This is a genomic window from Mycobacterium sp., from assembly GCF_035499775.1.
GTDB lineage: Bacteria > Actinomycetota > Actinomycetes > Mycobacteriales > Mycobacteriaceae > Mycobacterium.
In genome coordinates this window covers 1-13,684 of the sequence record NZ_DATJYB010000120.1, presented here as the reverse complement: position 1 = coordinate 13,684, position 13,684 = coordinate 1, and the positions used below count along the sequence as shown (strand labels likewise).

Genomic DNA, 13,684 nt, shown 5'->3' with positions numbered 1-13,684 from the left:
ACCTACCGCGCCTCATCGCAATGTTGCACAGCGTGCTCTGGACAATGGATCTGACTGGCGATGGCTGGCGACGCTACGTGGCCCTGGTCCTCGACGCGATATCGACCGGCGAACGACGCCCGCTTCCGCCGGCGGCCGCGTTCCGTTACGCGCCGGACAGCGGCTGGCCGATGTAGGGCTCGGCGCCCTTACTTACGGCGCGGATTGGCGGCCGCGGCCAGCGCCAGAGCCAGAGCCACAGCGCCGACGGCGACCAGCGGGTGCCACCACTGTGTGCCGAGCCAGTAGATGTGTGTGCCGACCAGACCGGGATGATATTTGTCGGTGCCGAACAGCCACGTCCGCACGAAGTAGGTCGCCAGCGCGAGTATCGCGCCGACGAAGGTGAAACACAGCAGCGCGAAAAGCGTTCTGCTCGAACGCTGCCAGGTCCCCAAGACGATCAGGTAACCACCGATCCCGGCTAAGATCAGGCCCGCTGCCCCGATCTGCACCGTGCATTGAATCGCGAACGCGATCCCCAGAATGAGGAGCACGGCGCCGGCGATGATCGTCGACCTGGCCAGTCCCTTGGTCAACGACACCACGCGATAGCCGGCGAGCGCCAGGGTTCGCAGGGTAATCAGCGGCGGCTTGAGGACGCCCGGCAGTTGTCGGACCGAGCCCACCGCCGCCGACGCGGTCGCGGCGGCTTTGGTGATGGTGTGCGCCATCAGGGGTGAGCCCTTGTCGCTCGCAAACGTTTCACTCGCGACGGGATTGGAGTTCAGGAGTTTGTATTTGGCATCTCCCGGGGATGCGGCCAAGACTTGCGAGGCCCACGTTCGTGATTTCGTCGGGCTCCAATCCGGCTTCTTGCCCGGCTCCGGGTCGATGACCGAGTTGGCCAGCCCGTCCAGTTCGTCGTCGAGTACACGGCGCTGCCAGGCCTGTGCCAGCCACAGCGCGGTCAGCGGAATGCTGGGCGGCAGCTCCTTTGCCGAATTGTCCAGGAACGCAAGCTCGTCGAGCAGAATATCCTCGGTCAGGCCGCTGTCTGGACTCGGAGGATCGAGATTGCCAAGTGCTTCGAGCTTGTTGAGGAACCACCGAGCCGGCGTGGTTCCGTCCGCATAGTCGGCAGCGTGCGACTGGACTATCCACCGCACCCGGCGCGGGTCCAGCACCAGATGCACGAGCCAGCCCGCGCCGTCAAGACGGCCCCACATCCAGTCGTTGGTTCGCCATGACCGCTTGTAGAAGGCACCGAAGTGGTGGAACTGCATGCCGGTGAGTTTGTCCTGGGCGGTCTGCCAGTCGGGCGCGAGCAGGCTACGGGTGTCGGCACTCACTTGGACGAGCTCGAGCGATTGCTCGACGTCGGCATCGGCCGGCAGCATCGCGCGCTGGGTGCTGGCCAGGTCGAACAACTTTCGCGCCACGCTCTGCGGGTCATCAAGCGGCCCATAGTAGTTGAGGTATGTCAGCAGCGGACTAGGCTCGCTGCCGGCGAGTGCGGTCAGCGCGTCGCGGCAGGCGACGAGGGACCCGCCGAGTCCTGCCCATGCGTTCTCTTGCACCGCGCACTCGTCGAGATACCGCTCGGCGAGTGTGTTCGCCGCGTCCTCGAGCGATCCGTTGCGAGCCTCTTCGCCGGTGCACACCTGCAAGATGAGTGCAGCCAAATCGATTGGTACGGGGGGTCCCCAGGCGCCGTGGATATCTTCGGTGAGTTTCGCCAACGCCGCAATGTCGTCATCGGACCTGGCCAGCTGGTACGCCGCCCGCGCGACAGCGATCGCACATCCTTTCGCGAGATCGTATGCCGGCTGGCCGTATTGAGCGAGATCGGCCAAGCTCTGCGGCAGTGGCCGTGGTGGCCAACGACGCAGGATCGTCGCTGTGATCCGTCGACGGCACACCCGTTCGGCATCGCCGCCGATGGACAGTTCGAATTGCCAGTTCTTCGGCAGACTTTCGAGTGACCCACCCGGTGGCCAAGCGCTCAGCTGGCGCAGCAGCGCGCCGGTGAGGACATTAGCGTGCCTGGCTGCCTCGCGCTTTCCGTAGTCGGCCAGCAGCGACGTGGTCAGCAGTCGAGATCCCCTCGTCGCCGCGAGCTCGGCGAGACGCAGTTTGGCGTCTGTTCGCGCCTCCATGCGGTCCTGGTGGGTCCGAATGGCTCGCAGGTCACCCGCGATCGACTGTGTCGTCACCGCGCCCAGGTCCTTGAGCAGCCCGTCGACGAGACCCAGCGGCCGGTCGACGTCGTCCGGTAGAGGCCCGTTCACCGGGTCCGGTGGCGGCCCGGCAGACGGCACGACGAACAGCAGCACCCGGCGAACCGCTCGTCGGGCGGGGCGGTCGAAGATGCGCTTGAGCAGCACATCGATGGGCTGGTTGTCGAGCAGACCGCCGTCGGCGGCCCAGTGCGGGCGGGTGATGTTGGCGAACGGCGCCATCGGCGGTCGCGCCGGGACGGCCCCGTCCCTGGCGGTTCCTTTCGTGAAGGGGAGGAAGGAGGGCTCGAACGCCAGGGGGAACGACGCCGAGCTGCGAGCCGCCAATGCCAATGCAGCCGCACTGTCCTTCTTTGCCAGATCGCCCTCGGTGAAGGTGAATATCCCGCGGCGGTCGACGTCCTGGTCGAACGTGCCGTAGGAGTCGGTGAACCTGCTCGTCTCGCCGGTCAGCAAGGTCGTCGTGACGTACAGGGTGGTGGACGGCGGCGCGCCCGCGGGCGGCGGGAACGGTCCGACCGCCAGCGTCGGAATCGCCTTCGCCAGTTCGGCGAACATCCGCTCGTCGCCGTACAACAGGGACGGCGTGTTCTTGTCGGTCGGGTCTCGCAGCAGGTCGGCCAGGGCCCCGAGATCGAGCCAGAGATCGCGGAGCCCACCGAGGTCGCAACCCGTGGCCCGCGACGAAGCGAGCAGTGCCGCGCCGATGCCGCCCGCGCTTGTCCCGGACAAGACGTCGACGTCCACGACCGTGTCGAGTAGGTCGATGAGTTCGGCGTAGAGCCGCAGCGACGCGGCCGATCCCTTGGTGAGCTGGCTGTCGGCCGGGGCGGCCCCCCGCCGCCTGCGCCACTGAGACGCCTGCGCCAGCAGGTTGATCTCGCGGGCGACACCGGCCATCCAGATCGCCAGGCTGACGCCGCCGGTCATGGTGGTGGCCAGTCGGAGTTCCTGCGTCAATTCCGTCACCGGTTGCGGCTCGAATATCATTGCGCCCCCTTGATGTAACGGGGTCCGCCGAGTGGAGCCGGGCCCTTGGCCTAGCGTGCCACGATCCCGCCACCGTTCACGAAGAAACGCCGCAAACCGGCGCAAGTATCCGGCCGCTCAATCCGCGGCGAGTACCGCTTTGGCCGCGCGCTCACCGGATTGCGCTGCGCCGCTTACGCAGTGGTACGAGTAGGTGGATGTATCGACACCCGCCCAGTGCACGCGCCCAACCGGCTCGCGCACAGCGGGACCGAAGCCATGACCCGTCCAGACACCCGGTCCCATGCAACCGGCGAAATCCCCGCGCGTCCATTCGTCCATCGACCAGTTGAACTCGAAATAGGAATCCGGCTCCGGATTCTGCGGTAAGACCGCCGGGAAGTGGATCTGCTCGGAGAGTTGCCCGGCATCTGAGCCAAAGCGGTGCGACATTTCTTTCAGCACCTGCGCCTTGCGCTCGGCACGGCTCATGTGATTGAACTCGCGGGCCTTGTCGGCGGCCAGGAAAACGCCTATCAAGCCGGGCTTGTCGCTGGTCGCGTCGTGCCCGCATTCGCGCGCATTCGGGATGTAGTCGCCCGGGTAAATCGAAATCGATTCGCCAACCAATCCGCGCTTGCGCCAAAACGCCTCGTCGTAGCAGAGCCAGATTTTCCAGAACGAGCCGGTCGGCACCCGGTGCTGCAATTGGGCACGGTCGGGCGGCAGGATGGGATCGAAACGGATGAAGTTCGTCATCGAGATATTTGTCGCGACGACAACCCGCCGCGCCCGTACGCTGACGTTCTCCGCGCTGACCGTGACTCCGTTCGCATCCTGGCTGATCTGGCGCACTGGCGAGTTGAGATGCAGCGCCTCCGGACCCAACTTCGCCGCGATCCGGTCCGCCATTTGCTGCATTCCGCCGCTGACGCGGTACTGCTGTGCCTGCCCGGCGGCCTGGCCGCTCATATTGAAGAGCTTGCTCCGGTAGGTCTTCAGCACGAAAAGCCAATGCAGGAGCGACACCGCACCGAGTTCCACGCCCGTGTACCCGACAATCGCGGCGCCCAGCAGTGCCTTTGCCTCCTTGGTGATGATGTTCAGGTCGAACCAGGACTTCACCGTTATCTGGTCCGCCTGGCGGGTGGTGCTGGGTCCCAAGCTGACGGTAAACGGGAACTTGACTTCCTCTTAAGGCTTTTCGGGATTGACCACCTCGGACATCTTCTCCATGCTGAGTATGGCCTTACCCAAATCCAGCTTTGCCGTCATCGGAATCGGCGGCAGCGATTTCAATGGATTAGAGTCGTGGGCGTCGTACTGGTGAACCTTGTTGGCATAGTCGACGAAAACCGTCTTGCCCTGATCCCATTGCGAATAAACCTCGACTCCCAAGTCGTCCATGAGCCGTCGAACGTCGGGCTGCGCCGCCGCATCGGCTACCCATTGCCCGCCGATCTCGAAGAGCGTCCCGTCGGAAAGGTGCGCCGTCCAGGTCCGGCCCCCGATACGCGGCCCAGCCTCAAGCACCGTCACCGAGTGCCCGGCCTGATGAATTCGGTATGCCGCGGTCAGCCCGGCGTATCCCGCACCCACGACACAGAAGTCGGATTCGAGTTGGGCCATCTGAGTCCTCTACCGGTTGACGTCGAATATGGCGTGGTATTACGTCAAGCGCGAATCCATTCGACACGCAGATGGTCGGAGTGTCACTGCTGGTAGGACGGCGGTGCTTCGTCGAGCAGCAAGGTCTTGGTTTCCAGGTAGGGCAACAGTCCCTCACGGCCGCCCTCGCGACCGATTCCCGATTGCTTGAATCCGCCGAACGAGGTACTCATGTCGATGCGCATGTTGTTGTGGCCCACGGTTCCTGAACGCAGTTGCCCGGCGACCTCGCGGGCCCGGGCGATGTCCGGGGTGAACACCGCGGCGTTGAGCCCGTAGATGGTGTCATTGGCAATGTCGACCGCGTGGTCCTCGCTGTCGGCCGGTATCACGCTCAGCACCGGACCGAATATCTCCTCCTGCGCAATGACCTGCTTGTTGTCGACGTTGGCGAACACGGTCGGCTCGATGTAGTAGCCACGCTTCAGATGCTTCGGCCGGCCGCCGCCGGTGATCAGCGTGGCGCCCTCTTCGATGCCCTTGGCGATGTAACCCTCGACCCGGTCACGTTGGCGTTCCATTGCCAGCGGGCCCAATTGCGTTGCCGCGTCGAATGGGTCGCCCACCTGCACGGCCGAGAATGCGGCAGCCAGCGCGTCGGCGAATTCGTCGTGCCGGTTGCGCGACACCACAATTCGAGTCAGCGAGGCGCACACCTGGCCCGTCATCATGCACTCCGCGCGTGCCAGCGTCGCCGCCGCGACACCCAGGTCCGCGTCGTCGAGGATCACTGCCGCCGACTTACCGCCCAGCTCCAAGGTGCATCGCGCCACCCGGTCCCCACATATCGACCCGATCTTGCGTCCCGCTGCCGTCGATCCGGTGAATGCGATCTTGTCGACGCGTGGATCGCGAACCATCAGCTCGGAGACTTCGCGGTCGGCGGTGACCACGTTGAGCACGCCGGCCGGCAGCCCCACCTCTTCGGCGATCTCTGCCATCAAGTAGCCGGCGCCGGGCGCTTCGGGCGAGACCTTGACGATCAGGGTGCATCCCGCCAACAACGCAGGCGCGGTTTTGGTCACGATGAGTGTCAGGGGCGCGTTCCACGGGACGATCGCACCGACGACACCGACGGGCTCACGCACCAGCAGACCGAATCCACCGCGAGCCAATCCCCTTGCCGCCGGCTGGAATGGCTCTTCGAAGGGGTAGTCGTCGGCCAGGTCGGCGTAGAACCGAAAGACCCCGGCGTCACCCATCGCCGAGTACTGCGCCATCGAGTACAAGGTGCCGGATTCCCGCGGCCACATCTGGCCGTAGTCAGCCGTGCGGGCGTCAAGTTTGTCGGCGATCGCACGCAGGTACCCGGCGCGCTCCGCGTGCGTCATCCGCGGCCACGGCCCGCGGTCGAAGGCGTGCCGCGCGGCCGCGATGGCTGCATCCATGTCGGCGGGCTGGGCCTCGGGAACCCGGAAATACAGTTCCTCGGTACTCGAGTCGAAGACCTGAATCGTCGAGTCGCTGCTCGGCTTGACCCATTCACCGTTGATGAAGAAACGGTCCGTGCGCCGCAGCGGTACCTGGTGATCGGTGGCTAACGTCATCGTTTCGCCTTCTGCAGTAGGGCATTAGTTTGCCGCTGACTATATCCTTATATGCCTTTGCCGACAGGAATGCGATCCTGGACTGCAGAAGGTACATCGGCATGAAGGTCGAAGCAGCCGCACTCGTCGGCACCCAGCAGCCCTACAAGATCGTCGACATCGAGCTGGACCAACCCAAAGAACGTGAGGTGCTGGTCGAACTCACGGCATCCGGGCTGTGTCACTCCGACGATCACCTCGTCACCGGCGACATGCCCGTGCCGCCGCCGATGGTTGCCGGCCACGAAGGCGCGGGCGTCGTCGTTTTCACCGTCGGCGTCATCACCGTCGGCGTCCTGCATGGCGAATTGCTTGCGCCTGCAATGCAACTCATCGCCAAGGGTGGGACATCCGTCCTGACGTCGGTGTGATCAGTTGCCGGATATCACAGAGTCGCCGGACATCACAGCTCAGTTCCGGCTCGACGGAATGGCGGCTCTGGTCACCGGCGCGGGAAAGGGTATCGGCCGCGGCATTGCCCTGACCTTCGCCAGGGCGGGGGCCGACGTGGCGGTGGTGGCGCGGACCGAGGACGACTTGGACGCGGTCGCCGAGCAGATCCGCGCGACGGGCCGCAACGCCGTGGCGATTCCCGCCGACGTCACCGAAATCGACCCGCTCACCGACGTTGTCGAGCAGGCGGTGAATGCGCTCGGCGGTCTCGACATCCTGGTCAACAACGCCGGCGGCGTCGAACAGCTCGCTACCTACACCGAAATGACCGTCGCGATCCTGGAGAACTCGTTCCGCTTCAACGTATCGGCGCCGTTCGAGCTGGGTCGGCTTGCGTTGCCGCACATGTTGTCTCGCGGCGGTGGTGCGATCGTGAACATCGGGTCGATGGCGGGCATGCAGAACGAACGGGGCTTTCTGCCCTGCAGTCTGGCGAAGTCGGCGCTGGTCAAGTTCACCCAGCTGGCAGCCGTCGAGCTTGCGCCGCGAGTCCGGGTGAACGCGATCCTGCCCGGCTGCGTGGAGACCGAGGCGCTGCGCGGGTTCATGGACGCCATGCCCGACGTTCCTATGTGTTTGACGCGCAGCCGGGGCTGCTGAGCGCGCTCGACTTACCGCTGACGCTGCTGCGGCATGCGTTGCGCAACCCCGTTGCGTAAACGGACGGGTGCTGGTCACTGCCTGACACGGCCGTGGAGCAAAGTGAGCGTGGCGCCGATGATCGATGCGCGCCGCGTCGCGTTGCCCGGCGCGTTTGATTTGCCGAAGCGCGCTCGACGCGAGGACGACGCCACACGGCGGAACCATGATCGCCGAGATGAGCGTGGCAATTGCCGCTTCGTTTGTCGGTGCGTGTCGCTGTGGCGGTCTCTTTTTCGGATTGCTCACGTGTCCACCCTGACGTAGGGCGGAAGACGTTATCGCCGGGTTGACAACCAGCGGTTAGCACACCACGGGATTGGGTACTCGCCGGAAGCGGCATCGTCTGCGAGGATTCGGTACCGGGTCCCCGGTGTTGCCGGAGGTCAAGCGGCAATAGAGTAGCGAGACCAGCGACGCGAAGGAGAGCAGTGGTGAAGCGGGGCATCGTCGTCGGGGTAATTGCCGCGTCCATCGTGGTTGCGGGTTGCGCCGGCTGTTCGAAGAAGTCGGATACAGGCACCTCGGGTGAGTCGGCGGGTACGCCGGCGCCGATCGCCACTGCGCTGACCGTCGACGGTCAGCCGCAGAATGTCAGTGGTCCGGTCACCTGTACCCCCAACGGCGACAACATCAACATCGGCATCGGTGATGCCGCCAACGGGGTCGGCGCGGTGGTCAGCAACGGCGATCCGCCCATCGTCCATGCGGTGGGGTTGGGCAGCATCGGCGGCATCATGTTCGGTTATTCGGATGCCGCCCCAGGTCAGGATGCCGCCGCGGGGGCGCAGAAGAAAGACAAGTCCTACGCGATCAAAGGCACCGCGAGTGGCGTCGACAGTAACCAGCAGCCGGTGACCAAGTCCTTCGAAATGACCGTGGCCTGCCCGTAAGCGCAGGCAAACCAGACATCGTGGGGGCCGAAGGCCCCAGAGGGGACGGAGCGCATGTCAAGGAAGCGTGTCGCCGCCGCGGCGGCGGTTGCGGTGGGTCTCAGCCTCTCCGCGATGACGGGCAACGCGGGATTCGCCTGGTCGGACCCGACACCGGTGCCGACCCCGGGGGGCGGCGGCCACCCCGGCGGTCCAACCGGCGGTCCTCCGACGCACAACCCGCCGCAGGAGCCTCCGACGCACAGCGCTCCGCCGCCGGCTTCGACTCCGGGGCCGCACACACCGGCGCCGACCCCGGCGTCGACTCCGGGGCAGCACACACCGGCGTCGACTCCGGCTTCGACCGCGGGGCCGCACACCCCGGGTTCGACGCCGGCAAGCACGCCGGCGGCGACTCCGTCGAGCGGGCCATCCCCGACGTCGCACACGACGCATGCTGGCAGCCCGAGCGCGACGCCGTCCAGCGGACAAACCACCACTCCGGCGGGCTCCTCGCGATCAAACTCTCCGCGCCCGGGTGTCACCGTGGTCTTGAATCCGCCGGCCACCCAACCCCCGCACCAGCCGTGGACGCCGCGTGGCACGGTAACCGCCAGCGCTACGGTGGGCGGCCCCGGGGGGAATGTCACCTTCGAGGTGGTGAGCCCACGGCTACAGCCGCCACCGCCGGGGCGCATCGGCTGGAACGACGGCCGTCCGCCCGGCCACCCGCCGCCCGGTTGGTACGGGCCCCCGCCTGTTGGTGGGTGGGACGCTCCGCAACCTCCTCCCGGCGGCTGGAACCGCCCGTGGGAAGGACCACCGCGCGACGTGGTCTACGGGCGCAGCTATTTCGCCCCGTTCAACTACAACACCTTCACCGTGTTGCCGGTGTTCAACTGGCAGTACGGAGGTTGGGGTTACTGGTTCTTCGGCGTCTGGGTCCCGCTCTACTGACGATCAGTCCACGCTGCTAGCCGGCGCACCAATCGCCATGCGGTCCAACGCAGTTGGCGATTGGTGTCAGGATGAAGGCGGCGGGGGATCAAGCATCTGCACCTTGGTGCCGTTCCAGCGATACCGCACCGTGGCGAGTTTGCCGTCGTCACAGGCCGTGCAGCTCTTTCCGTATGCGTAGCTGAGCACGACGGTGTCTTTGGTGGACTTTCCGGCCACCAGGTGAGTAAACGGATATGCCTTCAATGTCCCGGTCCCAATATAGGTTCCGCGGTGGAACAGCAACGCCTGATCCGGTGAACTGCCCGTCGCCCCTTCGACGGTCACCACGATGGCCGACAGGTCGGCACACGGATCGTAATTGCTTTCCTGCGGTTTGCTGCTCCACTTCCATCCGGTCGCGGGGTCCGCGGGGAACTGTGCGAGCGCCGACTGAACGGCCGCGGCCTGGTCGGGCCCGCAGCCGTTTGGTGCGGCACCAGCCGGTGGCGCGATGCCGACCAGACCCGCGATCACAGACAGCGCCGCAGCAATACCGATTACCCGGACCATAACTGCACCCCTCGACAGTCCCCTGTGGCTAACCTGGGTGACTCAAGATTGCCACCAACTGCGCGGGCGTGTCAGGCAAATGCCGGAGTTGGGCATACCAGCGGCGATCTGCGGGTTGTGAGCCGACGAGGACGAGGAGAGCACCCATGACTACCCCAGTACCCACGGTGGATCTTGGTGACGACGATCTACGGTGCCGTCGACGACACGGAATCCCTTGCCATCCTTAACCATTGCCCCGAGGTCGACGTCACTTTGATCCAAGCTGCTGCAGAATCGCCGCGAGGAAGTCACGCTCGCAACGAAATTCGGTGGACGAGAACACCGGCTCGTTGGCGGTCACGCTTAGCGCAGCGAAGTCGGCCGCGCTGGATGCGGGCCGGGCGCGAGTAGGCCTACCGGGGTTGGTTCGGCACCCCTGGATAGAGCTGCTCGGTGGGCCCGGCGGTCACCCAACCCCCGAGCTTTGTCACCAGGTGCGGCGCAAAGACGGCACCGTAGAGGAGGTTTCCGATGACGACGACAGCGACGATGGACAGGGCTGACGATTGGAGCCGGCTCGACGATCTCTTGGCGGCCCACATCTCGATGACGTTGCGCCCTTCGGAATCCGTCCGTCCCAGCAGGTAGGTGAACACCATCATCTGCACACCCATCGCCAGGGAGTCGTACAGCGGGTACTGGTGTTTGGCCCCCTCAAATATCGCGAGCCCGGGGATCACGTAGCCGTAGTAGAAGTTGCCCTGGCCGGCGCCCAGGATTGCGTTGAACAGGAAGGCCCAGCAGAATCCGACCAGAAGGCCGACGGTGAGCAATGCGACTGGCCGGCGCCAGTGGAACTTTGCGCTCAACCATCGCCCGAGCGCGGCGCCGATCAGAGCGGGCAGCACGAAGTAGGACATGTAGCCGATCGGCACCGACGAGGGCAGTCCGCCCCACGTCATATTCAGCGGCCACCACGACGGCATGCGCGGGAGAGCGGGCGGAAACTGTGCGTACATCGCCCAGTCGTAGGGCGCCTCGATCCACGAGAACGAGATCGCCGAAATGCAGAGTAGAAGCAACGGGTGGAGGCGGCGGCGGCGATAGCTCAGATACACGCCGATCGCGAAGAACGCGATGCCAGTGACGTAGGCGAAGACGAGGGCCGCCCGCAACGATGGGGCCAACTCAGTGCTCACTGGTCACGTTCCTGGGACCGTGCTTCGGGGTCGAACCGAAGTACCAGGCCGAATACCAGGATGATCAGTCCGAACAGCGTGCCAAGCATGATGACCGCGCCCACGCCGCACCTCTCTTCAATGCGAGGATCTTTAAGATAGTGCATACTATCTTAAAGTGAACACGATGCCACAGGTGCCGGCCCCGGCGACCCGACGACCGCGCGGCGCGCCACGCAGACTTCTGCTCGATGCCGCGCGCAGCCTTTTCGCCCGCCAGGACTACCGTGGCACCACGACGCGGGAAATTGCACAGGCAGCCGGCGTCACCGAACACCTGCTTTTCCGTCACTTCGGCTCGAAGGCGGCCCTGTTTCGCGAGGCTCTCGTTTTGCCCTTCACCAGCTTCGTCGACGAGTTCGGCCGGACTTGGCAGTCGGTCATCCCCGAAGAGACCAGCGAGGACGAGCTGGCCCGGCACTTCGTCGGGCAGCTCTACGACGTGTTCGTGGAACACCAGGGTCTGCTGCTGACCCTGATGGCATCGGATTCCCTGAGCGAGGAGGAAATGGCTGAGGCCGGCATTGCCGACATCACGCGTGCACTCACGGTGCTTGGCCAGATCAGCGCGGAGGGCATGAAGTTGCGCGGCTTGCAGTCGGGCCAGCCGGACCTGCCGGCCCACTCGACGGTGGCGATGATCGCCGGCATGGCTGCCTTGCGCGCGACCTTCTTCGGGCCCAGGCAGCCGTCGAGGGAGGTGATCGTGGATGAACTCGTCCAGGCGATCCTGCACGGATTCCTGCACCGCAACGACTGAAGGGACATAATGACAGAGGTCAGTGCGATCGAGTTGTATTACGACCCATTCGATTTCGCAATCGACGACAACCCGTACCCGGTGTGGAAGCGGATGCGCGAAGAAGCGCCGCTGTACTACAACGAGAAGTTCAACTTCTATGCGCTGAGTCGGTACGAGGACGTGGCGCGCGAACTGCCGAACTGGGAGACCTACCGATCCGGGCGCGGAACCACGGCCGACATCCTGTTCAACAACATCGAAGTGCCGCCGGGGATTCTGCTGTTCGAGGATCCGCCGCTGCACGATCTGCACCGCCGCCTGCTGTCCCGTGTCTTCACGCCACGTCGCATGCTCGCCGTGGAGTCGATGGTGCGCGGATTCTGTGTGCGGGAGCTGGATCCGTTGATCGGTGCCGGCGGGTTCGATTTCATCGCAGACCTCGGGGCGATGATGCCGATGCGGACCATCGGCTACCTGTTGGGTATCCCCGAGGCGGACCAGGCGAAAATCCGCGACCGCAATGGCACCTTCATCGAGATGGACAAGGGACGCGAGCCCGGTGAGGTCAATCCGAATCTGTTCCAGGACATGATGATCATGTTCGCCGAGTTCATCGAGTGGCGGGCCAATCATCCGTCGGACGACCTGATGACCGATCTGCTGCAGGCCGAGATCGAGGAGGCCGACGGTAGGCGGCGGCCCCTGTCGCGCACCGAGGTGCTGGCCTACACCACGATGATCGCCGGCGCCGGGAACGAGACCACCGCCCGCCTGATCGGTTTCATGGGTCAACTGCTGTCAGATCATCCCGATCAACGCCTTGAATTGGTCGCCGATCCGTCCCTGATCCCAGGAGCGGTGGAGGAAACGCTGCGCTACGAACCGCCGTCGCCGGTGCAGGCGCGCTACGTGGCCAACGACGTCGAACACTACGGTCGTGTCGTTCCGGAGGGCTCGTTCATGTTGCTGCTCAACGGTTCTGCGAACCGAGATGAAAATAGATTCCCCGACCCGGACCGATACGACATCCACCGTCAAGGTAGCCACCTGAGCTTCGGGCAGGGCCTGCATTTCTGCCTCGGCTCGGCGCTGGCCCGGATGGAAGCTCGGGTGGCTTTCGAGGAGGTCCTTCGGCGCTGGCCCGACTGGGAGGTCGACTATGCCAACGCCGAACGCGCGCACACCTCGAGCGTGCGCGGATGGGCGAGGTTACCCGTCTTCACCAGGTGAAGCCGGCGCGCCCCGGGCGTTCCTCGTGAGTCTCATGTGTCACAGGAAGTTGGGGGGGTGTCCTTGTGCCCACCTATCAGCGCCAGCATTCAAACCTCCTGCGCGGCAAGCCAATCTGTCGCTCACTGGTCGGCAAGGAGACGCACCCGACCCCTTCGGCCCGTGGAACATCCCACCTTCAAGTTGCGCGTCGCCGCGGCGCATTTCAGACTTGAGGATCAGGTTCCCAGCAGAGCGGAAACCCATGGCCGACCCGATCGCAGCATTGAAGTTGGCTTCCCGCCTCATTCGTCCAGGGATCGTCGCCGGAATAATCGCGACTCTGATCGCACCAAGTGATACGCCCACTGTGGTGCCCCTGGCGTGCGGGATCACCTGGACGCGGACGGGGGGCGTATGGATCTTCTTGCCCGACTGTAGGAAAGAATCGCCGCCTCCGCAGCCCCCACCGGGCGTCCCGCCGCCTAATGCGTAGTCAGGACGAACTCTTATCACCGGCGGCGATCAGCTCCGCGAAGCTACCGGCGAGAGGTTTCACTACACCTGCGGCTATTTGATCGCATGCACTGGCTACTAC

At 64.9% G+C, this 13,684-nt stretch carries 11 protein-coding genes and 2 pseudogenes; 7 read left to right on the top strand and 6 right to left on the bottom strand.

Annotated elements, in window-relative coordinates:
* A pseudogene (locus VML93_RS08775) lies at nt 1–176 on the top strand (TetR/AcrR family transcriptional regulator); the annotation flags it as partial.
* A gap of 12 nt (nt 177–188) precedes the next feature.
* Here VML93_RS08775 and VML93_RS08770 read toward each other — a convergent pair.
* From VML93_RS08770 to VML93_RS08755, 4 genes are all read right to left on the bottom strand, one after another.
* A complete protein-coding gene (locus tag VML93_RS08770; protein ID WP_325609709.1) occupies nt 189–3,209 on the bottom strand; it encodes a patatin-like protein in 3,021 nt (1,006 codons plus the stop codon).
* A gap of 117 nt (nt 3,210–3,326) precedes the next feature.
* Nucleotides 3,327–4,352, bottom strand: a complete 1,026-nt coding sequence (locus tag VML93_RS08765) for a flavin monoamine oxidase family protein (RefSeq protein WP_325609707.1) — start codon at nt 4,350–4,352, stop codon at nt 3,327–3,329.
* A gap of 30 nt (nt 4,353–4,382) precedes the next feature.
* Entirely contained in the window at nt 4,383–4,817 is a 435-nt protein-coding gene (locus VML93_RS08760; RefSeq protein ID WP_325609705.1) for a flavin monoamine oxidase family protein, read from the bottom strand.
* 83 nt (nt 4,818–4,900) lie between these two features.
* Complete coding sequence (locus tag VML93_RS08755) at nt 4,901–6,403, bottom strand: aldehyde dehydrogenase (RefSeq protein WP_325609703.1); 1,503 nt, start codon at nt 6,401–6,403, stop codon at nt 4,901–4,903.
* A 101-nt stretch (nt 6,404–6,504) separates the two neighbouring features.
* Between VML93_RS08755 and VML93_RS08750 the strand changes: the two are divergent.
* The 4 genes and pseudogenes from VML93_RS08750 to VML93_RS08735 form a co-directional block, all read left to right on the top strand.
* Nucleotides 6,505–6,705, top strand: a pseudogene (locus VML93_RS08750) (alcohol dehydrogenase catalytic domain-containing protein); the annotation flags it as partial.
* A gap of 112 nt (nt 6,706–6,817) precedes the next feature.
* A complete protein-coding gene (locus VML93_RS08745; RefSeq protein ID WP_325609701.1) occupies nt 6,818–7,495 on the top strand; it encodes an SDR family NAD(P)-dependent oxidoreductase in 678 nt (225 codons plus the stop codon).
* A gap of 473 nt (nt 7,496–7,968) precedes the next feature.
* Nucleotides 7,969–8,427, top strand: coding sequence for a lipoprotein LpqH (locus VML93_RS08740; RefSeq protein ID WP_325609699.1), 459 nt, complete (start codon nt 7,969–7,971; stop codon nt 8,425–8,427).
* Between the two features lie 54 nt (nt 8,428–8,481).
* A complete protein-coding gene (locus tag VML93_RS08735) occupies nt 8,482–9,363 on the top strand; it encodes an MAP_0585 family protein (protein WP_325609697.1) in 882 nt (293 codons plus the stop codon).
* A gap of 66 nt (nt 9,364–9,429) precedes the next feature.
* Here VML93_RS08735 and VML93_RS08730 read toward each other — a convergent pair whose 3' ends face one another.
* The gene (locus VML93_RS08730) at nt 9,430–9,915 is read right to left on the bottom strand and encodes an LppP/LprE family lipoprotein (RefSeq protein ID WP_325609695.1); all 486 of its coding nucleotides are present in this window, start codon (nt 9,913–9,915) and stop codon (nt 9,430–9,432) included.
* A 395-nt stretch (nt 9,916–10,310) separates the two neighbouring features.
* Nucleotides 10,311–11,096, bottom strand: coding sequence for a spirocyclase AveC family protein (locus VML93_RS08725; RefSeq protein WP_325609693.1), 786 nt, complete (start codon nt 11,094–11,096; stop codon nt 10,311–10,313).
* A 166-nt stretch (nt 11,097–11,262) separates the two neighbouring features.
* Here VML93_RS08725 and VML93_RS08720 point away from each other — a divergent pair, with 166 nt between their 5' ends.
* The gene (locus VML93_RS08720; protein ID WP_325609691.1) at nt 11,263–11,895 is read left to right on the top strand and encodes a helix-turn-helix domain-containing protein; all 633 of its coding nucleotides are present in this window, start codon (nt 11,263–11,265) and stop codon (nt 11,893–11,895) included.
* Between the two features lie 9 nt (nt 11,896–11,904).
* Nucleotides 11,905–13,107 (top strand): cytochrome P450, encoded by a 1,203-nt coding sequence (locus VML93_RS08715; protein ID WP_325609689.1) that lies wholly within the window; start codon nt 11,905–11,907, stop codon nt 13,105–13,107.
* Nucleotides 13,108–13,684 lie beyond the last annotated feature (577 nt).